The organism is Chitinophaga sp. HK235 (assembly GCF_018255755.1).
Lineage (GTDB): Bacteria > Bacteroidota > Bacteroidia > Chitinophagales > Chitinophagaceae > Chitinophaga.
The window spans coordinates 8,245,519-8,266,783 of record NZ_CP073766.1 but is presented as its reverse complement, the minus strand read 5'-3'; the positions used below and the strand labels follow the sequence as shown (position 1 = coordinate 8,266,783).

Sequence of the window (21,265 nt, the reverse complement as noted above, 5' to 3'; positions counted from 1 at the left end):
TAGTGAAGACTACTAATAATCCCTGCTGTACTGAAAGGAAAGATGCCTATCGATCAGGGAAATATTTCACGTGAGAAGAAAGGAAGGTTCAAGCCCAGATGCATTGTCAATCATTTCTTGGACACTAAGGTATTTAGCCTGGCCAAACCTATGTCAATTATGAATGCCTTATTTGAATCACCAGCAAACAATTTAAAGTCTTTGCAAATGCGATAAGCATTTAAATGCCCTGTAGTTGGGAAGAACAGCGTCAGCTGCCGTCGCAGTGCCTTCTAAAAAGCTGACTAATTATTTTTATATAGTAAGCCACTTACTACTGATACAGGTAAGTGACGATGGAAACCTTTTGTTCACCAAATTCAACTCCTATGAGAAAAACTGATTTACTATTGCAAAAGATCTGTGGATCTTTACTTCCGTTGTGCCTCCTCTATATCACGGGATGTCATAAGCCTGGTGCACCAGGCTCCCAAAAGGAACCCGGAAATCCGTCTAATTCTGAAGCAAATGTGTGGCCATCGTCGCCACCGGCTGAAATCTGTGGCAATACGCAATTACTGACGGGACCCAGCGCTGCGCCAGCGGGTGCTATTACAGTGCCGGCAGGTGATAACAAAGGTTTCAACTTTAAAGTCGAAGGAGCCACTTTCTGGCTGGCACCTGGTGTACATACAATAGGCGATGATCCATTCAGCCAGATTATACCTGAGAACAATACTACATTTATTGGCGGCCCTGGTGCCATCCTGGATGGTCAGCATATCAATCATTATGCGTTTACACAGCGGGCTGTCAATGTGACGATCCGTTATCTTACCATCCGCAACTTCATGGCGCCGCGCGACGAAGGTGTTGTCAACCATGATGCCGGCGATAAATGGACCATTGAATATAATACCATCTCCAATAACAAAGGCGCCGGTCTGATGGCTGGGCCTAATAATGTTTACCGTTATAATTGCATAAAAGACAATGGTCAATATGGAATTAACTCCTGTTGCGGAACTGAAACCAACGAGGTAGTAAATTTTGTATTGGATCATAATGAAATTGCAGGTAACAATACCGATGATTGGGAGAGCAAAATCGATGGATGTGGTTGTACCGGTGGCGTAAAGTTCTGGATCAACAAGAATGCCAGGGTTACGAATAATTGGGTGCATAATAATAAAGGGGTAGGCTTATGGCTGGATAATAATAATCGTGGCTTCGTCATTGAAAATAATTATATCAATGATAATGATGGAAACGGATTAATGATAGAAGCCGGTTATGATGCCAGCGTACGTTTCAATAACTTTAAGAAGAATGCGATCGTTGCTGGTATGGAGAATGCGCGTAAAGGAGATTATTTTCCGGTTCCTGCAGTATATATTTCCGAAGCCGGCAGTCCACGTGGATTTAATCTGAAAACCTCCCCCATGCTGATCAGCAACAATAACTTTGAGAATAACTGGGGAGGTGTAGTGCTGTGGGAAAATGCAAACAGGTATAGTGGATCCAGCGCCAACACCCATCGGGCGGGCACAATAAAGATGAGAAGCCTGTACGATGATTCTCCCTGCAAATCCGGTTTGCCGGATGTTATTCCTGGTAGTGTTGTAAATAAATTTGTTTGTCGCTGGTCAACAGAAAATGTGGTGGTAGAGAATAATGATTTCAGAATAGATAAAGCGCTGCTGGGATGTACAGGAGGAAATTACTGCGGTATCAATGGAATATTTTCTGAGTACGGCACATTTCCTGAATTCAGTGGTTACCAGATTCCCTGGCGGATCACCTTTCAGCAGGATAATATTTTCCGTAATAATCATTATTACGGCGACTGGCAATTTGCCGGATTTGAAGTGACTGCACCTGATGGCTCCCGTGTATCATGGAACAACTGGACAGCCCCCGCACCTCCCGTACCCGATAAGCCCACAACAGACAACCGTCCTCAAACATTTGGGCAGGATAAGGGTAGTACTTATGTGAAGTAGTCGTGCGAAAAGATGTAATCATTCAAGGTACTGGCTGTCAAATTTGTCTCGCGAATTTTTCAATTTGATCCATGAATAATGGGAGCGCAAGTAGTTAGAAACGACATCTGACTAAAAGTAAAAAGGCTTGTAAGTTAAAACTTACAAGCCTTTTTACTTTTACGTGCCCAGAGGTGGATTCTTTATCCAACTGGTACGAAAGTAGCTTTTAATGCTAAGCTTACTTCCTGTAGTGATAAAATATTCCTGTGTCAAAGATGGTCCAGCGGCAGGCCTTTTGTCCACAGCTTTTTAACCCATCGTTAGCCCAGGTATTACAGGTATAAAACAGGTTATATCTCCCTTTGGCTTCGTAAAAAGCGTCGCCATTACCGTAATTAGCATTTGTATTTATCTTGATCGGCATACCATCTGTGCCTGGTTTAAAGCTATTACTGATAAATTGGATTAATCTTGCATACTGGGATTTATTAATCATGATCTTGCGGCAACTTTCATTTTCCTGCAGTTGGCGATAATAAGTAGCATGGATAGCGGCAGTACTTAAGGCAAAAGCCGCTTTGAATGCTGTACTGAATTTAAGATCGGCCCAGGTGGGTGTTTGCAGGTAAAAGCCCTTATCTCCCCAGCCGAAAGCCAGCAGCTGAGCACTGCTATCATTGGCTATAGTGTTGCCAAAAGGAATGCGGGTACTCCAATCGATCTGCTCCGTGCGGACAGGTACCACCAGATCTGTATGTACACCGTTAGTGAGTATGTAAATAGGAATATCAGCATCTGCGACCTGTTCTTTCGGAGTACTCATACGGGAAAGGATATACGCCGATGAAAGGTACAGGCCAGCCAGCAGGCAAAAGGTTAATAGCGTATAGGAAAAAATTTTAAAGACTTTCTTCAAGAAGTTTGGTTTTGAGCCTGCAAAGTAAGAATTATGTTTATTATAGCAATTCACTTTGAAGGTCATCCTTATGGCGCGTTTGAGGATGTTTCTCTCATACAACAGCTTTAACCTTTGGAATATAGGCATTATTAATAAACAATACGTTATTGTATCATAGTGGGATACACCAGAAGTTCTTTTTGGAATTTAAGAGCTGGTAAAACGAAACCATTGAGCTATCGGGTATAAAAAGACATCTTGAAAAACTAATTGAAGCTGTCCACCTGACTGAGTTCAGGAGTATCAACAAGCATTTTATGATAAAGTAATAAGCGAATCTAAACAGAAGGAAGGCTGAGAATAAGGACTGTAGAGGGGGGCTTTACGCCCCATTTTCTATTCCTTTCCTATTGTTTTTAGTCGGACAATACTAAAAAAACAATTTTTTCAGTTCCAATTTTTTATATAACTTAAATCACTATTCAGGTAAATAGTAAGGAATACTATACATCTTAAAGAAGCGACAGCACGGCCTCAGTACCATTACACATTCATCTCCTCATAATAACCGATCAGCCTCTTATCTATCAATATCTTCAAATGCACCCATTCATGTGATGTAAAAAAACAATTTATCATCATATAAACTCTCCCATTATGACAGCAAAAACGGAAACTCTGGTGCCGGCAAATCGGCATACAGAAGTTATTACAACAAATCAGACACCTCACTTTCCTGTGATGCTATCTCTCTCAACTGCTGATCTGGATATTCAAGTAAATAATAGGCGACGGATGGATGCTGAACCTCAAAGGCAATACAAGTTACAGGAAGTATTAAGCCCCCGCGCCCTTTTATACATTCCACATAAAAAAGATTACACCGACAATTTCTGTATAGAAATACACGGCAGAGAAAGCAATAAGGAAGCCTTGAGTGCTATCATCAGCAAAAATCTTTATAAGATGGAAATCAGATAAAATCGTTCTTACCCTCAAATTAACAATTATGAAAAAATATGTTTTTATTGTGGCAATATTGTTTGCAGGTACTGTAAGTGTATTGCTGATACGAAGAAAGTCGGCAGCAGCGGAGGAATCCAAACCTGCTCCTACTGAGAAGGATGTGAATCAAACATTTCCTATCACCATTTCTTCTGATGTACCTCACGATGTTTCAGGTCAGGCGACACCACAGAACCTTTGCACTTTTGCTTGGGATGAATTTTTTGCGCTGAACTGGAAATCCGACTATGAGCAATCAGGTACCAGAGGAACGCCAGATACGAAATGGAGGTATGAAACAGATAAGAACCCTTATCCCCCTCTGTTCGTTTGGGAAACTTATAAACACAGAACAGAGTTAAGGCCGGCAACCAATGTGATGAGCAAATTCGATACCGTGCCATACTATACTTATTACAATTGGACGCAGCCGCTCAAAGGTACAGATACCACAGTATTTAATAACCTGGATGAAAACAATGAAATAGGCTCCTGTATCGTGTTTGGGCAGTCGATTACAAACGATAAGCAATATCAGGTGTTGTACCAGGCAAAGGTGAATCGCGATGAGTATAACTATATCCGGACAAACTTTAGCACCAAGGAAAAGCTCTACCAGGGTAATATCAATAATAAAGACAGCATCCATGCGGATTCTGCTTATTTTAAAGGTTCAACTTCAACCTGCGAAAGTGATACTACCTCCGTGAACGGGAAAGGGAAGGGAAGGGTAATTTGCCTGCCCTGTGGAAACAATCAGCGGGCCACTGAAGGCGCCATTGAAGTAAAGACAGCCTGGCGCAGACTTAAACCCAATGAAGACAGCACCAGGTATGTAATGCGGACAGTGCTTACCTATGCACAAACTTCAAATGGGCTCAGAGCTGTTAATGAACGCTATGCACTGATTGGCATACACATTATCCATAAAACCCAAACCTTCCCGAATTTTGTATTTGCTACCTTCGAACAGGTCGACGTACAAAACAGCTTAGCGGGTACAGGACATATCACCGACATGGGCTATATAAACCTTGATAGCAACGGGAATCAGACAGGCCCTTTCATCAAAAACTATCCACGTTATCATCCAATACCGCAGGTAGTGAAGAACTCCACTACTGCGGCGCATGGTTTAATATTACAGAGAAACCCCAAATCAATATGGCAATATTATCGGCTCGTGGGGGTGCAAGCTGCCACCACCAGCGATTCCACTAGCTTTAGCTACTTCCTTGCCAATTATGTGATAGAATCGGATGATATACTGGCCAAATTCAGAGGCAGTTCTATAGGCCACCCTATGGATAATAAAGTAAATGTTATTTATGGCGGCAAAGGCTATGTGATGGGCGGATGCCAGGGATGTCATGGCGCGTCTCAGGTAAGATTAGGAACTGACTGCTCTTTCCTGCTGGATACTGTAGACAAACCAGTACTTCATCCGGATACAGGCTTTACCAATTCGAAGTTGCAGAGATATTTAAACGCATTCCGGCATATCCGTGAGGAACAAAAATAAATACCCCCCTGACACTGCAGCAGTCCGCCGGGGTTACCTGGCGGCTGGTGTTTTTAAATCAATTACGGAAACCCTGGAAGCACCTGCTCCATTACCTCTTTTAAATCCATATTGGAATAAGATTTCTGTACATAGTCTGCAAACTGGGCTTTTGTTTTTTATCTTTCCAGTACAGTAAAGGCTTAACATTGATCATTTCTTTGTTTGCTTCATAAAGCCGTATAATGGCAGGTATGGCGGGGCACAATAAAACGAATTTTCTACCAATTCATCATACAAGGGCTTGTTAAAAGCCCTTGTCATCCCGGACTACATCATAGACAATACGAAAATCTGTTATCTTGCCATACCATGACAGCGAATGCCGACATTCCCTTATCCTGAAAAAGACGTACATATAGCCAATAAAACCTTCTTCTGTTACGTCACATAGATCTTTGCTATAGTAGGCATATTCCTGTTTAAACAGGTCCAAAGAAAAGTCTGATAGGTTTTTGTCAATATTGAAATCAATTAATACATTTTCTTTTTTAATAAAATCTTCAATGGACGGAGATGTAAAGAAGAAGCGGCAGATTATCGGTTCGATCTTCCCTGAAAAACTGGTTTTTGACGGAATTAATTATCGAACCGCCTGACTCCTACCTTGGAATCACCCAAATGATTGACGCTAGCAGCACTAGATAATAATATACAAATTTCCTTGCTCGTGTAATTCCAACATAATATAAATTTAGGTTTTGTTGGTAGCTATCATAAACGTGGTGTTTGAAATCATTACTTGTGCCTGGTCGATGAAGAAAAGACTTTATCTACCTGCAGTAGCGCCATCAAATCATTAGACTCCTCTACGATCCATTTATCTTCCGTTATCAATGTTTGGATTAATTGCTGTTGCTCACCAGTTAATAGTTCTGCTTCCAGGCCAGACAGGAACTCCGGACTATCTGGATATCGCCAGAGACTTCGATGTTCGGTTAGCAAAATACTCCTGCCGGCTCCATTGGGCGTAAGCAGCTGAATCTGCGGCAGCTTCTCTTTTACACTCCTATAAATATCCAATCCATCATGGTCCCAATCACATATATAGTAGATCGGCAGATTTCTATGGTTGCTATACTTAAGCTTCTCCACGTTTCTGCCGCCTGCATACCAGAGTTCTACCTTGTTATTCCTGGCTTTCTCTGGCATCTTTAAAAAATACAGGTTTTCACATAATACAATCGCTTTTGGGTGCAGGCATTGCATTACATATAAATATTGATGGTCTCTTGTGTCAGCAAATGTTTCGATCTGTAAGATGGTTTTGACTGCCCGCTCCAATGCCTCACTTGTATCCAGGTGCTTTTCGTGCTTGAAGAACATATTGGATACGCCCCGCCGTGTTTCATTCGAATCAATTATTTGCTGGCGTATTTCTTGCAGAAGACCGGCCTCCATTTGTTCTTTCATTTCATGCAAGCAGAGAATATCTGTATCCTCAAACCTGCACTGGGGCGTATTCTCACCAATATCATCCAACAATTTTTTGCATACATTATATTTCTCTAAATAACGACTGCTATAGCTTTTTTCAAAAGAGGTCTTATTTCGAACCAGGATTTCATTTTTTGTAATAAGCAGCTCTTTCGCCTGAGCAGCATAATACTTAAATACCGGCTCTTTATCCAAGCTAGACCGGTACCTGGTCTTTCCTTCTACATATAACTCATGAAGTGATTTGAATGTCTGCCAGTTCATTAGTTCTTGTTTTTAAAAAACTACTCAAATCCATTTGTTTTCTATTTGTTCTGAAATAACTCATGATCTTCGGATAATTGATATCCAGATTGCCTTTCCCTGGTATCAGCTGATGAATGTACCATCCACCATCGTCGCCAACAGCATAGGGCTTTGGCGTCATCGTGATTATCTGATAACCATATTGCTTCGCAATTTCCGGGAACAGTCCAAAATTAACATTATCCAGGGTCGCAGATTCTTCCAGAATGATGAAACGCAAACCTGGCCTGTCGCCATCCTGTACTACAGACAGCCTGGCGATGCCAAGCAGGGCCAGCGCGGTATAGCTTTCCCCGGTACTACCGGAAGTTTCCCGATGTCGCTCATCCGTTAACTTTCCTTTTAATTGGAAATATCGTTTGGGATTCAATAGGTCGGTGAGGGAAACACGAGACTTGTTGCCAGAATATTTCATGTATAGTTCTTCTATGATCTGATCTGGTTTTACGTCTTCAAATTCACCTACACCTCCCAGGTTCAGCGACAATTTCCGAAGATGTTCAATCCATTTAATATCCATTTTAGGCGCAGGATTGAAGTCAATCTGGAAATAAAATCTTCCACTAATCAGTTTACCTTTAAAAAAATCATTTAATGATTGCACCAGCTCTTTATAACGGTCAAAATAGCTCTCTGTTTTACCAAACACTTTTACCAGGTTACCTAGCAAGTCATCTGCAATAGACAACAGCTCCGCATTCAATGTCTCTAAATGGCCAGTTACATCATCTAACGTACGAATCTTCCTTCCTAACAGCGCCTGCTCTAATATATCAAATGAGTAGGTATTATTACGAATCTGTTCATGTACACGAATATCCCTGGACTGCTTTGTTTCCTCAAACTGGCCAACAACCTGGTTGTATTCATTGGTATAGGTCGATGCAGCATCCTGATATGCCTTCTCCAATACAGTAAGGTTGGTACTCCATGGAATATTCAAATCCGGTTCAGGAACGGGCTGCCCGGGATGTTGGTCCAGGAAATCCTGATGCAAGGCAGCATGGTGCTCATTTAATACCCTTAGCGTTTCTGACAGTTGTTCATAATTTTGCCGAAGGAGGGGCAAATTATTATTTAGGCTATCAATAGCTGCTTTCTCAGTGTTATTACCGGATTTCAATTTTTCATAACGGTTACGCAGTCTTTGGAAATTCTCATCTAACTGTTTACGCAACAGGTCATATTCCATTCCTTCGAGTGTAATATCAAAATCCTGTTTTGCCTTTTTTATTTTCTCTTCCTCCATGGCGATCTGTTTCCTAAGATCAGCAGCCTTATAATTAACAATAGCACATAATGATGCTGCATAAATATGGGTTTTCAGTTTCGTAGCATCAGACAGGTCTATATCATAAGGGTATTCTGCAAAGCCCTCCGGTAATACGCCATTGCCAGTGCTTTGAAGCTGGGATTTTTGTTGCTGACACTCAACAAGCCGGGCATGCAACAGCTGCTTCAATTCGTCGATACTATTAATTTTTACAAAATCAAAGCCGGGAAGAAGTTCAGATGTTTCCGGAACAAATTCAAACAAGGAACCCGTTTTGATCCACCAGCCAGCATTGGCATCATCAGCTGAAATCTCTAATTCTTCCAACAGAATTTTAGAAGTGGTATAACGCATACCAGCTTTCGGATGCTGGGGTTTACTCAAGGAAACATCACGAAGGTATACCGCTACCGCTTGTTGTGCCTTGGTAAGTCCGTTACTGGTCGATAATGCATTTAAAAAGATATTATTTCCTTCTACCTCCTCTATTATATGTTGAAATTGCAATAACTCTTTCTCTGCTGCTTCTACTTCCCTTTCCCTGCTGCGTAACCAGGTATCTTGTTTAATCTTGGTCTGTTCCATACTTTCCACTGTTGCATAACGCATCAGCACTTCTCTGGAATTTTCAATGCTTCTTTCATATTCCGATGCGTCTTTAGCCAACAACTCAGTTACGTTATCAGGCATTATCTGGACCATCAACCTATCGGTATCAATGCCTAATATCCGTTGTTGCTGTTCTTTTAAGTTATCCAGACATGAGAACAAAGTTGGCAAGGATGTCAGGTTAGATAATTTTTTATACTCGGCATTAGCAAGGGTTTCAGCGAGCCGTTCCAGCCTTGTATACTTATCTGTCCGTCCTTTTAAAATTGTAAGTTTTTGTTGTTGAGATGCAACCGTTTTTCCGATTTTCATCAGTTCATCACAGGCGGTTTTTCGCTTATGAAGTACCTCTGTATAGCGAGCTATATCCAGTTTCAATCCTGTATCATCTTTCTCTATATTGTACTGCTTCAGCCTTTTTAGCACCGCCTGTTTGGTAGAAATATCGCTTATTTGTCCCTTGGTTAATTTAAACTGGTGCAGGAGCTTAGCAATTGCCTGCTCCTGGTTATTATACTCCTGGCTGATTTCTACCTCATCCTCCTCAAACAGATATTCTATCAGACTGTGGGAGTTATCTATATTTAAGGCTTTTGATTTAGAGAATGATTGAATCACTTTGGCGAAAGCCCTTAAATTGCCTTCTTTTACCAGATTTATCGGAAGAATTTCATTCATATAAAGCCAGCCATAGTATTCATTTTTTTCTTCACGGGAACTGAAATAATGCATGTATAGGCGATGGCTGTCCGGCAGTATTCTCGCCAGATCATCTGGCGTATATGGATGACCGTTAGCTCCCAAAAAGTCATTACTATAGAGAAGTTCATCTTTACCAAATGTATAATTCTCTAATTTGTCCTTATCCAAGTTGATGGAAGATGTAATAATAAAGGTTTTTATCGGCTGATGTCCTTGCGAGAAAATGGCTGCTCCAAGGGCAATGAAGCGACCTTCTGCCAGCTCTACATTGAAAAACACATAACCGACACCGCTTTCATAGGGAAGGTTTTCAATCCTTCGCTTTTTCTTATCTACCCCTTCAGTAGCAAATTTGATATACTTGGGGTCTCCAATAAACACTATCTGGAAAAGATCAGCGATAATGGACTTCCCTACGCCATTGGCTCCAGTAAAGTCTGTTCTTAATGAATGTAATAGATAATCCTGGTTATAATGCTTGAGCAAACAGACAGTTGAAATTGAATATAGGTGCATACTAATTTCAGTTTATAATTTAATTTCTTGTAAAAAATCATCTATATTATCAATCTCATCCCGGTATAATTCAATGAAATGATGAATCGTTGGCAGGATAGTAAACTGCATGCTTTCATCATTATCCTCTTTTTCTACTAACCCGATACGGTTAAAGAAATTGATGACTATACTAAAATGTTTTCTGACACCTTCCCATTCCTTATCGGAATACTCAGACCTCATATCATTGAAAAACAACTGCTGGTAAGAATACCTATGCTCGCCATGTTCTATTTCATATTGAATATCATCCCATTGAAATTTCTTATCGTAGCTGAAAAAGTTAGAAAAATATAGGTTGGCTAATATACACGCCACAATAGTTGCCCTGGCCTCTAACTCTACGTACATTCCGGGATTGGTGAGTTTTCCCTTGCCTGTAGCCGGAAATTCGAGATAAAAATAGGAGGTACTGTCAATAGTCCTTTTTTCAAGCATTAATCCGTATAACTGCGCATAGTACTGCATAAAATCCTCTTCAAACCTATCCAGGATGGAGAAAAGGGCTACAGATGATTGAAGGATATGCTTCCCCTTCAACAACTCTATATTCAGCTCTGCAAAATGTTTTTGTACCTGTTCATGACTCAGAAATTGGAATGCTGATCTTTCCGCACTGTTACTTTCCATAATTGAAAGGTATTTGATTGGTTACTTTGAAGCGTTTCTGTAATTTCCACATTTGCAAACGGACTAACTTTTCGGATAAACTCGTACCCCGCATGCACAGCCATTTCAAGGCCATTTTCCTCCTGTATAATGTCCATTATCCTGGTGGTTAAATCCAGCTTTCCATATAATGCCAGGTCACTTTCTGCCTGGTCGCAATATTGCTGGATCAACTCCTGTTTCCTAAGTTCCAGCTCAAACTGAAATCGTTGCTCCTCCTCATATACCTCATCTGTTTCCGGCGCTACAACGTTGGTCTTTTTAAGGAAGCCCATATCATAATATCTCAATGCCGAGAAACGGAACTTTTGCGTAACTATATCTTTAGCAGGAAAACCAGCGGGAAGCTCCCAGGATTGCGGGTTTTGTTTACTGTTCTCTAACAGGTATATCAACAGTTTTTTTAGGTTTAACTTAAAATGAGACTGCGCTCTTAAAGATTCCTGCAGCTCTGATATTTTTGAGGCAGCGAAGGTCATTTTCTGATTTATCAGGTCCAGCTGCTGATCTATCTTATCAAAAAAACTTTTCACTTCATCTTTTATTCTTAATGCCTCTTTCCGGCAGTATAGCAGATACTCCTCCCCCGCCAGACTATCAGGGCTTTTACGGTTAAATACCTCTGCAAGGTCACGCAAACTGTAATGTACATGGACCTTCATTCTTATCGCCTCCGTTATTTGTCTCGCCTTATCTCCCAACACTTTAAAATTTTCCGCAAACTCTTCCAACAGCTGTATCGCTGATTTATCGTCCATCTCAAGCACCCTATTCAGCGCTTTTACCGAATCATCCACAGAAAGCTTCAGTGCCTCTAAGTGTCCTAATACTATTTGCCTGGCATTATTATGAAATCCAAACTGGAACCAGCTTTGCAAACGCCTGATATCATCCGATACATCATCCGGTAACCTGAAAAACTGCTCAAATGTATCTTTCAGCGGATATTTTAAATATGGATTATTTATCCGCTGTACTGCAATCTCTATGATCTTCTCTGCATGCGGCGTCAGTACAAACCGGTTAGATTTAGATGGAATTCTCTCAATAAACGCACGAAGTAAACGCTTAAACTTCCGCTCCACCTGTATATCCTTCCCATTCAACATAAAGGATAAACGGGAGGTATCAATAATCGCCTGCTTGATTTCTGCATATTGAAATTCCTGGGAGTGATAGTTTATATATAAATTATATAAGGTAAGAAACTCAAACTCATCAGGGTAAAGTACTTCAAAGGCAGCTTTTATTTCTTCAATGGAAAAAGTTTTAGTGTTTTCAGCAAGCATAACATGAGGGAATTATGTTTTTATTTATTAAGGATTAACCCCAAACTCCAGGTATGGGTATAGCAGGATTAACGATAGAGACAATCGCTACATACTTATCTAAAAATTATTCGAAATAGATAGCAAGTCAGAAATGTTTTGGTTAATACTTATTAAAGAGGCCTTTCTTTAACGCCACCCGCTGTCAGGCCTATATTTATTTGCTCGTTTGCATAACAATCTTGCACCTGTAATATATTTCTTGTTATCGAATTTAAAAATTAAAGGATACGACTCCATTGCTGCAGCTGAATATCAGTTTATAAAACATATTCATATAATGATAATTTGTAAACTATACATCAATAAATGTGAATTTACAAATTCGGATATTGCATTTCTTTAAAATCACCCTACGCAATGTGCATAACAGCTCATTAACAATTAGTAAAGTCAATGAACTTTTCAAGTGAACATTCTGCCTATAACGTATTTGTAGAAAGATAATATTAGCCTGGCATCTCCCCCAATCCTCACATTTCAAATAACGACAATGCCAGTACGAAAACTCATCGCTACCTTGCTACTCCTGTTATCCTATGCGACAGTTGATGCTAAAAACAAAACTCAAGAGCTAGATCGTTTATACTGTCATTATGTTCACTCCATCCTGTAGGTTACCTGAATGCAAAAGAGAAAACTACGGTAAAGGGAACAAAGGACAAACTTATTCTTGTGGTAGATGAAGAGCTGGCTCCGTTGGTGGTATGGGTATTTGAGGAAGTGGCAAGAGGCGTGCATGATCTGGGAAAGATCAGACGAATGGCAAATATTAAAGGATTGCCTATTAAGCGGAGCCAAATGTGGAACATGGTACACAATCCTGTTTATTGTGGTAAAATCTTTATAGCCGCCTACAAGCATGAGGAAGCGCACTATGTTTATGGCATTCACCAGCCACTTATCTCTGAAAAATTGCTTAATGAAGTCCAGGATGTGTTAAGCGGGCGCAAAAAGGTAACTAAAGTACGCAGTACCAAAGACGGACACCTGCCGCTTAGGGGCTTCTTAGTGTGTAAACGATGCGGCAGACCCATTACAGGCAGTGGCAGTAAAGGCAATAGTGGAACCTACTATTATTACCATTGTCAAAGCAGTACCTTCTGCAAAGAAAGGTTTAGGGCAGATGTCAGAAATGCCCAAACCCTGATGCTGGATGCAGAAATTGCCCCGGCTGAATACACGAACATCAAAAACACCCTACAGGCAGAGATTGAAACACTGGAACGTAGGAAGATGGAACTGGTAACAGATTTTGGGGAACAGCAAAGGTATATAGACAAAGGCAGAACAATCCTTGTAAATGCAGGCTGGCACTATAAGAAAGGGGATTTAGATGTCACACAAAAAATCATTGGTTCAATATTCCCCGCAAAACTGATTTTTGATGAAAATGATTATCGAACCATTGAACCCAACCCCATATTGGAGCTAATTACCTTGCCAGTAAAGGATTTGGAATCACTTAAAAAAGAAAAGGTCGAAATTTCTTCCGACCTTTCCACTATGGTGCCCAGAACTGGATTCGAACCAGCACACCCTTGCAGGCGCTGCGACCTGAACACAGTGCGTCTACCAATTTCGCCATCTGGGCAACTGATATTGTGATCAGGGAGCGCAAAGATAAGCACTCCCATTTATTTTCCAAACAAAAAGTAAATTTTTTTCGAGACTAACGGGAAAGCATATATTAATAATTGTGGATAAAACTGAAGGAGGTAACGCTGAAAGCCACGCCTCCTTTGGCTACCAGGTACAGATCATGTACACCTTCTGCATGTCGGAGGTTGCCGGTCAGTTTCAGGGCGTAGGTGCTGTCTCCGGTATAGGGGATGTCGAGGGTGCCGATGATTTTGCCTTTGGGCTTGTCTATCCTGAATTCCAGCCTGGACCCGCTTTTTTTGTGCTCACAGGCTACTTCCACCTGAAAGCCGATCTCTCCCATGCTAAGGTTCACCTGCGCAAAGGCCAGGTAACTCCCCTCTTTCATCTGGAACTCCGTCGCTCGGTTACCTTTTTTAGCCGTCGGCGCTGCTGCCTGTCCATAAACGGTCAGCTGCACCATGGCAAAAAATAGGAACAACAACAGCCTCATAAAGTATAGGATAGGATAGTTTGTTTTTAACTCAGAATGAAAACGCCCCGCGGTTTCCTCCGAAAATTAATGATAAAACTTAAAATTAAGGAATTATGTAATATTTATATCAAAATGATAACATCATTTTATATAAAATACTATCAACAATATATTTTTTCAAAAAATAGTACATTTGTACTAATACCATGGACACAAAAGAAAAAATACGGAACGCCGCCCTTAAATTGTTCAACGAACAGGGCATAGATGCCATCACCATCAGGCATATAGCAAAAGAACTGGACATCAGCCACGGCAACCTCCAGTATCATTATAAAAACACCAATGATATCATCCTCGTCCTGTTCAACGAGGTGAACGACGGCTTTACCCGCCTTATCGGCATAAAGGAAAAACCTGTCACCATCACCTTCAGCGACTTCCGCAGCCGGACAGAACAACTGTTTGAACTTATCTGGCAATACCGCTTTATCTTCCTTCATTTCGTGGAAGTAACCCGCCGCCTACCAGCCATCAAAACCGTATACAGCAGCTGGGATAAATCCCGCGAAGAACAGTTCCTCCTGCTGTTTGATGCACTCATCAAAGAAGGCGTCTTCCGCAATGACATCCCCGACCACATCTGGAAAAATCTTATCACACAGATATATATTATGGGCGACTTCTGGCTTTCCCACAATGAAATAAAACTAAACCTCAAAGGCAAAAAAGCAGTCCACCACTACTGTCAGGTGTTCTGCGACCAGTTCTATCCTTACCTGACAGCCAAAGGCCGGCAGCAGGCTGACCAGGATCAGTAACCAACTGATCCCTGTCATTTTCCCTGTCCTGTTTCAATTCATCTTTGTGTGGTGACGCAATAAACTTTACACGTTGCAGATTGTTTTCACCAGATAAAACAGGATACTATGGGACAAGAACTGATCAAACTAAGCCAATATATAGGTGCGCCGGCAGTAACCATCCTCGTTTCTACCCACCGCACCTTCCCCGATAACAAACAGGACAACATCCATCTCAAAAACCTGATCACCCAGGTAGAAAAAGACCTGTACGAACAATACGATAAACGGATCGTATGGTCTGTGCTCGATAGAATCAAAGAAGCGGAAAGCACCATCAACCACAACTATAACCTGGACACACTGGCCATCTTCGCCAATACGGATATGGCACAGGTTTACCGCCTGCCCATCCCTGCAACAGACCGGTATGTTATCAGTGACCGCTTCGAAATACGCCCACTGCTCAAAGCTATCCAGCAGAGCGAACACTACTATATTATTGCTGTATCCAAACAGAAAATAAGACTGCTGGAAGCTTTCAATGATAAAATAGAACTCGAAATCCAAAACGATGATTTCCCCTACAGCAACGGCTATTACACCACAGATCCCATGCGGCTCCAGCAAGACTTTGTCATTGACAACCTCCTGAAAGAATTCTTTAACACAGCCGATAAACGTTTTAAAAAATATTATGCAGCGAATCCCCTGCCTGTAATTTTATTAGGGAAAGATAGAAACCTGGTATTTTATGAAGATAACATGGACATCAAAAATATTGTGATCGCCAGACACCATGGTAGTTTTGATGATACCTCCGACGCGGAAATAGCTAAAGTGACCTTTCCCCTTATCCAGCAATATATCGCCAATAAACAGGAAGCTGCCCTGGAAAAAATCAGTCAGGCACAATCCGCCCGGAAACTGCTGGTAGAGCTGAACGATATATATACAGCCGCCGAAAGCGGACAGGCGGATACGTTATACATGGAAAAAACATATTTCCCGCTCGGATATATTGAAGACGGGACCATCACCATGGGTAACGGCGACGGCTCTACGGATATCACCCTGCCGGTGATAGACACCGTACTCATCAAAGGCGGTAATGTCATCTTCCTGGATGAAAACACCCTGAATGAATACCAGGGCATCGCACTCGTCACAAGATTTTAATCATACACATTTTGCAGCGCAAACCGCGTTGGTATCCACCAACGCGGTTTTTTATTTCACCAGCGCCAGCCGCGCATATATCTCCATCATACCTGCCTGGGCCAGCAACTCCTTCTCCGGACGTTTTCCCAGCATATGATTGTTTTTATCACAGTCCTGCTCCCAAACCCGGTCTGCATAAGCCTGCATGGCATCCACATATTGTCTGTTGCCATCTTCTTTATACAAGGCCAGATAGCCCCTCAGTAATACAGCATTAAACCAGTAGGAAGAACGAAACAGGCCATCCCGGTAAAAACGGCGGTAACCACCGGCTGCAATATGTTGTGCCTCCTTCAGATACTGCAACTGATGTGTAATACGGTACAGTTTTACGTTGGCTTCCAGCATGGTGCCGGTATTGTAGGTATAGGCTGCAGAATCGATCCGGTTATTTTTCTGCGGCTTGATAGCATCCCAATACACACCGTCTTCATCCCGCAGATAACGATTAACCCAGTTATACAACAGCAATGCAGTATCCAGATAGGGTTTGCGCTGTGTGGCCTCGTACAACTGCAATGCCAGTAGTATGCCAGGCCCGTTGGAACAGGTATTTTTAGTGGTCTTATCTCCTTCTCTCCAATAGAGCCCGCCACCAGTGATCGTATCATATCCCGTCATCATAAAACGGTAAATCTCTTCTCCCCTGGTAAGATAAACAGATTGCCGGGTACGTTGCCAGACATCGAGGTAAGCAATACCGATCCACTGGTTGTCATCATAATAACGGTCTTCCCTCCTTTCTTTCACCACATAGGAAGCATAGCCTGGCGCAGGAGGAATCGGGTCGTAATATTGTTGTATCGCAGCCGCCACGGGTGGCAGATAACTTTTACCCGGATGCAGCCGCTCCATTTCATTAGCTGCCTGCACCAACGCACAAAGCCCCCACAGGTCTGCATGGGCATTGTGATTTTTGTTGCGGTCACTGGTTTGAATATACAAGCCTGTAGCCGGTTCAAACAGATACCTGGTGACCGCTGCATGCAACAGGTCGGCCCTTTGTGCATTGCTTTGGGCTAATGCCATGGCGCCGGATAGTGTATACGCCAACGTTAGCCATGCCTTTCTGATCATAGTATTATTTTATGAGTACCGGATGTACCTCAAACAAAATAACCATAAGGACTTACAAATGCAACAGTTTCTTCACCGTCTCCACCTGGCTGGTAGTGACCTTTGTTTTATCATATACCAGGTAAATCGTGTTTACGACTGGCTCTCCTCCTTCCCATAATAACTTCAGCTCCTTTTTCCGGACAGGTTCTTTGACCATATAATCTGCTGCAATGGTTACGCCATTACCAGTGATGAGGGCTTTCAGAATACCGTCGTAGTCAGGTATGACCACGCGGGGTTTTATCAGAGGGCGCTTGTGAAAGCTCTCCTGCCAGAAACGCCGGACCACCGACAGATCACTGCTGTAGGTATACCACTGTTGTTCGTATAGCCATGCCTCTGCAGTCACCAGATCTTTTTTGCGGAGAGCCTTCTGAAAGGCAGTCGTATCAAGCCCGGGGCTGCCCACCAGCATAAACTGCTCTTCCATCACCGGCTCGTATACAATGTTTTTTTCATTGCCCGAAGTAGTGGAGAGCGTGAAATACATATCTCCCTTAATCACTTTTTCCAGCATGGTCTTCGCCGGCCCAAACTCAAAAATGAAGCTGGCATCGGCATCGCTGACACGAGGCGCGATCACTGTCTGGAAAAGCTCCTTGGGCGCGCCGATGCAGGTCAGCGGCATCTGTTGGGAGCAGGCATGACGGAAATCGGCTTCCACACTTTCAAGCCTCTCCACCGCCTCTATGATCTGCGTGTATAGCAGCTTGCCATAGTCAGTAGGAACCATGCGGCGTGGCTGCCGCTCAAACAACGGATGACATATATAAGCCTCCAGCGCGGCCAGGTGCTGGCTCACGTTGGGCTGGGAAATAAACAGCTCCTGCGCAGCACCGGTAAGGGTCCCGGTTTGATAGATTGCCTTAAAGGTGCGGTACCATTCAAAATTTATCATACTTCAAAAGTATAAATTTATTTATAGCAACGTATAATTTATACTATTTATCTTATATCGAAAATACATCCACCTTTGCCTCGTAAAACAGTAATATTCTATTTGACATGAAAAAGTACTTCCTTTCCGTAATAGCCGTTATGCTCCTGGCCATTACATCATATGCCCAGCAGGGACTGGATCCTGCCCGCACTGCCCGTATCGACGCTGTCATTAATCGCCATATACAGGCCGGGCATATTCCCGGTGCCACCGCGCTTATCATCCGTCATGGCCAGGTGGTTTATAACAAGGCCTTCGGCTATGCAGATGTAACTTCCAAAAAAACGATGCATACAGACAACATCTTCCGCATCGCCTCACAAACCAAAGCCATTACCAGCCTTGGTGTTATGATACTTTGGGAAGAAGGTAAATTCCTGCTCGACGATCCGGTGTCCAAATACATCCCGGCATTCGGGCATCCCCGTGTAAAAGTATCCTTCAATCCGCAGGACAGCAGCTATACCACCCGTTCGGCTACCCGTGAGATCACCGTCCGCGACCTGCTGCGCCATACTTCCGGCATCGCCTATGCTGCCGTTTTCAGCGATCCGCAAATGGCTGCCATCTATGCCAAAGCCGGCGTTGTCAGTGGTATCGGCACTACCAACTCAGACCTGAAAACAAAAATCAACCTGCTGGCGCAACAGCCCTTACAGCATGATCCCGGCCAGGCCTTCACCTATGGCCTCAATACCGATGTACTGGGATACCTGATCGAAATATGGAGTGGTCAGCCGCTGGACGTATTCCTTCGCCAGCGTGTCTTTGAGCCATTGGAAATGCAGGACACCTGGTTCCATCTGCCTACTGGCAAACAGGACCGCCTGGTGACACTCTATGAAGACGTGAACGGCAAGATGGTCCCTGTCACCCATCCTATCTATGAAGGGATAGATCCGTTGTTCCCCAAACTGCACGGCACCTACCTGTCTGGTGGCGCCGGACTCAGCTCCACCACAGCCGATTATGCAAAATTTCTCTCCATCTACCTGCACAAAGGCCGGTATAAAAACAAAATCATCATCGGCCCTAAAACAGTAGAACTGATGCTCACCAACCAGCTGGCACCTGGTGTCAACGCCTCTCCCATGCCCGCACAACCTGAAAACTTCAAATTCAGTCTTGCTGGCTTCAATCTGGAAACAACTGAAAACGATTACCTGATGCCTTTCAGCAAAGGTACCTTTGGCTGGGGTGGCGCCTTCAACACCCACTACTGGGCAGATCCGCAGGAAGACCTGATCGCACTGATATTTACGCAGGAATACCTCTCTCCCTACTGGAACATCGGGGAAGAGTTTAAAGTAGCCACCTATCAGGCATTAACAGATTAACAATATACCCGGGCCGACCAAAGAGCTGGTCAGCCCGGGTATATTTTGTACCTTTGCCCCGTCTTGTTACACTTTTTGTCATATAAAACGCACCCACATCCCACACAGGCCACTCCTGTGGCGGGTATAGCAGCAGAGATATCTTTCTTCTGCTTCTGCAAAAAGCTGTACTTCATCTCCAACTTCAAGGACTTCCATACACAAGCCCCGGGCTGTTAATCACCGGGGAACCCACATTTATCAGCTTATTTCCTATACGTTTCACTTCTTTCCGGAGTTGAAGCGCTTCTTTTTTTATATCATAAAATGATCAGTAATGTATATTGACATTTGCAAAAAAGAGATCCGGCAGGTAAACAAAACTGCTATTCTGCAACAAACAGCCTATTGGTCTGAGGTGAAAAGCCGCCAGGGATGGACATCCTGTGCGTTTGATTTTAAAGTGCCGCAACAGGAACTGTTTGCCGGCGCACAACAGGATAGGTTTGAAGAAAGCGATGTACTGGTAATCCTGCGGCAGATCAATGATGAACATTATATCGCTTATGTGCCCTATGGCCCTGAAACAGAGCCGGACGCCGAGTGCCAGGGCGTTTTTCTGGAAGAGCTCTCCGAGAGCCTGCGGCCATTCCTGCCATCTCAGTGTATCCTGCTCCGTTATGACCTGGCCTGGCAGTCGCACTGGTCGGCCGATGAAGGGAATTTTGATGAAAATGGTGCATGGATGGGCCCTCCGGCCAAAAAGATACAGGAACTGCGATTTAATTATAATACCCGCAACTGGAACCTGAAGAAGGCCAACAGCGACATACTGCCTTCCAACACCATCTTTATGGACCTGCAGAAAGATGAAGCCCTGCTGCTTGACAGGATGAAAACCAAAACGCGGTATAATATACAGCTGGCACGGAGAAAAGGCGTGCAGGTAAAAGCTGCGGGGCTGGAAAACATAGACACCTGGTACAACCTGTATGCGCAAACCTGCGCCCGCAACGGGATTGTACAGGAAAATATCAGTTACTTCCGGACCATCCTCACCGCCAGGGCCAATAACAGCACCTCTCCCGCCGATGTGGAGATGCTGCTGGCTGAAGTGGATGGTATACCACTGGCCGCCATGTTCCTTGTCGTGTCTGGACACCGCGGCACTTACCTCTATGGCGCCTCTTCCGATACCCACCGTAATTTTATGGGTACCTATCTGCTGCAATGGGAGGCCATGCGGCGGGCTAAACGTAAAGGCTGTACGGAGTACGATTTCTTCGGCATCTCCCCTTCACCCGACCCACAGCATCCGCTGTACGGTCTGTATAAATTCAAAGGTGGCTTCGGTGGAGAAATATTTCACCGCATGGGCTGCTGGGACTATCCGCTACAGGAAGCCCCCTACGCTGCTTACACAGCCGCCGAACTAAACAGCAAAGGATACCACCGGTAATCAATTCGGAATTGAAACAC

General features: G+C 43.2%; 15 protein-coding genes, 1 tRNA gene and 1 pseudogene. 8 read left to right on the top strand and 9 right to left on the bottom strand.

Going from position 1 to position 21,265, the window contains the following annotated elements; genetic code table 11:
- The first annotated feature begins 368 nt into the window (after positions 1 to 368).
- Positions 369 to 1,982, top strand: a complete 1,614-nt coding sequence (locus tag KD145_RS31955; protein WP_212003838.1) for a right-handed parallel beta-helix repeat-containing protein — start codon at positions 369 to 371, stop codon at positions 1,980 to 1,982.
- A gap of 220 nt (positions 1,983 to 2,202) precedes the next feature.
- Here KD145_RS31955 and KD145_RS31950 read toward each other — a convergent pair whose 3' ends face one another.
- Positions 2,203 to 2,880, bottom strand: a complete 678-nt coding sequence (locus tag KD145_RS31950) for a TIGR02117 family protein (RefSeq protein ID WP_249219681.1) — start codon at positions 2,878 to 2,880, stop codon at positions 2,203 to 2,205.
- A 639-nt stretch (positions 2,881 to 3,519) separates the two neighbouring features.
- On the opposite strand from KD145_RS31950, the gene KD145_RS31945 reads away from it, so the two are divergent.
- Complete coding sequence (locus KD145_RS31945; RefSeq protein WP_212003837.1) at positions 3,520 to 3,843, top strand: hypothetical protein; 324 nt, start codon at positions 3,520 to 3,522, stop codon at positions 3,841 to 3,843.
- 28 nt (positions 3,844 to 3,871) lie between these two features.
- The gene (locus tag KD145_RS31940; protein ID WP_212003836.1) at positions 3,872 to 5,389 is read left to right on the top strand and encodes a hypothetical protein; all 1,518 of its coding nucleotides are present in this window, start codon (positions 3,872 to 3,874) and stop codon (positions 5,387 to 5,389) included.
- A 777-nt stretch (positions 5,390 to 6,166) separates the two neighbouring features.
- Here KD145_RS31940 and KD145_RS31935 read toward each other — a convergent pair.
- Genes KD145_RS31935 through KD145_RS31920 form a run of 4 tightly spaced genes read right to left on the bottom strand, consistent with a single transcriptional unit; the run spans position 6,167 to position 12,271 of the window.
- Complete coding sequence (locus KD145_RS31935) at positions 6,167 to 7,129, bottom strand: Wadjet anti-phage system protein JetD domain-containing protein (protein ID WP_212003835.1); 963 nt, start codon at positions 7,127 to 7,129, stop codon at positions 6,167 to 6,169.
- Positions 7,098 to 10,271: a hypothetical protein gene (locus KD145_RS31930; RefSeq protein ID WP_212003834.1), complete on the bottom strand. Its 3,174-nt coding sequence runs from the start codon at positions 10,269 to 10,271 to the stop codon at positions 7,098 to 7,100. Before KD145_RS31930 ends, KD145_RS31935 begins: the two co-directional genes overlap by 32 nt.
- Before the next feature lie 12 nt (positions 10,272 to 10,283).
- Complete coding sequence (locus tag KD145_RS31925) at positions 10,284 to 10,943, bottom strand: hypothetical protein (RefSeq protein ID WP_212003833.1); 660 nt, start codon at positions 10,941 to 10,943, stop codon at positions 10,284 to 10,286.
- A complete protein-coding gene (locus KD145_RS31920; RefSeq protein WP_212003832.1) occupies positions 10,901 to 12,271 on the bottom strand; it encodes a hypothetical protein in 1,371 nt (456 codons plus the stop codon). The genes KD145_RS31925 and KD145_RS31920 overlap by 43 nt, the downstream gene beginning before the upstream one ends.
- Positions 12,272 to 12,985: 714 nt before the next feature.
- On the opposite strand from KD145_RS31920, the pseudogene KD145_RS32640 reads away from it, so the two are divergent.
- Positions 12,986 to 13,396: pseudogene (locus KD145_RS32640) on the top strand (recombinase family protein); the annotation flags it as partial.
- Between the two features lie 421 nt (positions 13,397 to 13,817).
- Here KD145_RS32640 and KD145_RS31910 read toward each other — a convergent pair.
- Together KD145_RS31910 and KD145_RS31905 are read right to left on the bottom strand one after the other, a co-directional pair.
- Positions 13,818 to 13,904, bottom strand: a tRNA-Leu gene (locus KD145_RS31910).
- 96 nt (positions 13,905 to 14,000) lie between these two features.
- Positions 14,001 to 14,405 carry a carbohydrate-binding protein gene (locus tag KD145_RS31905; protein ID WP_212003831.1) on the bottom strand — a complete coding sequence of 135 codons (405 nt, stop codon included), beginning with the start codon at positions 14,403 to 14,405 and terminating at the stop codon, positions 14,001 to 14,003.
- A gap of 188 nt (positions 14,406 to 14,593) precedes the next feature.
- Between KD145_RS31905 and KD145_RS31900 the strand changes: the two genes are divergently transcribed.
- On the top strand, positions 14,594 to 15,208 hold the full coding sequence (locus tag KD145_RS31900) for a TetR/AcrR family transcriptional regulator (protein WP_212003830.1): 615 nt from the start codon (positions 14,594 to 14,596) through the stop codon (positions 15,206 to 15,208).
- Between the two features lie 108 nt (positions 15,209 to 15,316).
- Positions 15,317 to 16,369 carry a hypothetical protein gene (locus tag KD145_RS31895; protein ID WP_212003829.1) on the top strand — a complete coding sequence of 351 codons (1,053 nt, stop codon included), beginning with the start codon at positions 15,317 to 15,319 and terminating at the stop codon, positions 16,367 to 16,369.
- 51 nt (positions 16,370 to 16,420) lie between these two features.
- On the opposite strand, the gene KD145_RS31890 is transcribed toward KD145_RS31895, so the two are convergent.
- Complete coding sequence (locus KD145_RS31890) at positions 16,421 to 17,488, bottom strand: glycoside hydrolase family 76 protein (RefSeq protein WP_212003828.1); 1,068 nt, start codon at positions 17,486 to 17,488, stop codon at positions 16,421 to 16,423.
- A gap of 52 nt (positions 17,489 to 17,540) precedes the next feature.
- Positions 17,541 to 18,428 carry a LysR family transcriptional regulator gene (locus KD145_RS31885; RefSeq protein WP_212003827.1) on the bottom strand — a complete coding sequence of 296 codons (888 nt, stop codon included), beginning with the start codon at positions 18,426 to 18,428 and terminating at the stop codon, positions 17,541 to 17,543.
- 107 nt (positions 18,429 to 18,535) lie between these two features.
- Here KD145_RS31885 and KD145_RS31880 point away from each other — a divergent pair, with 107 nt between their 5' ends.
- Both KD145_RS31880 and KD145_RS31875 read left to right on the top strand, forming a co-directional pair.
- Positions 18,536 to 19,807, top strand: a complete 1,272-nt coding sequence (locus KD145_RS31880) for a serine hydrolase (RefSeq protein ID WP_212003826.1) — start codon at positions 18,536 to 18,538, stop codon at positions 19,805 to 19,807.
- A gap of 316 nt (positions 19,808 to 20,123) precedes the next feature.
- Entirely contained in the window at positions 20,124 to 21,245 is a 1,122-nt protein-coding gene (locus tag KD145_RS31875) for a peptidoglycan bridge formation glycyltransferase FemA/FemB family protein (RefSeq protein WP_212003825.1), read from the top strand.
- Positions 21,246 to 21,265 lie beyond the last annotated feature (20 nt).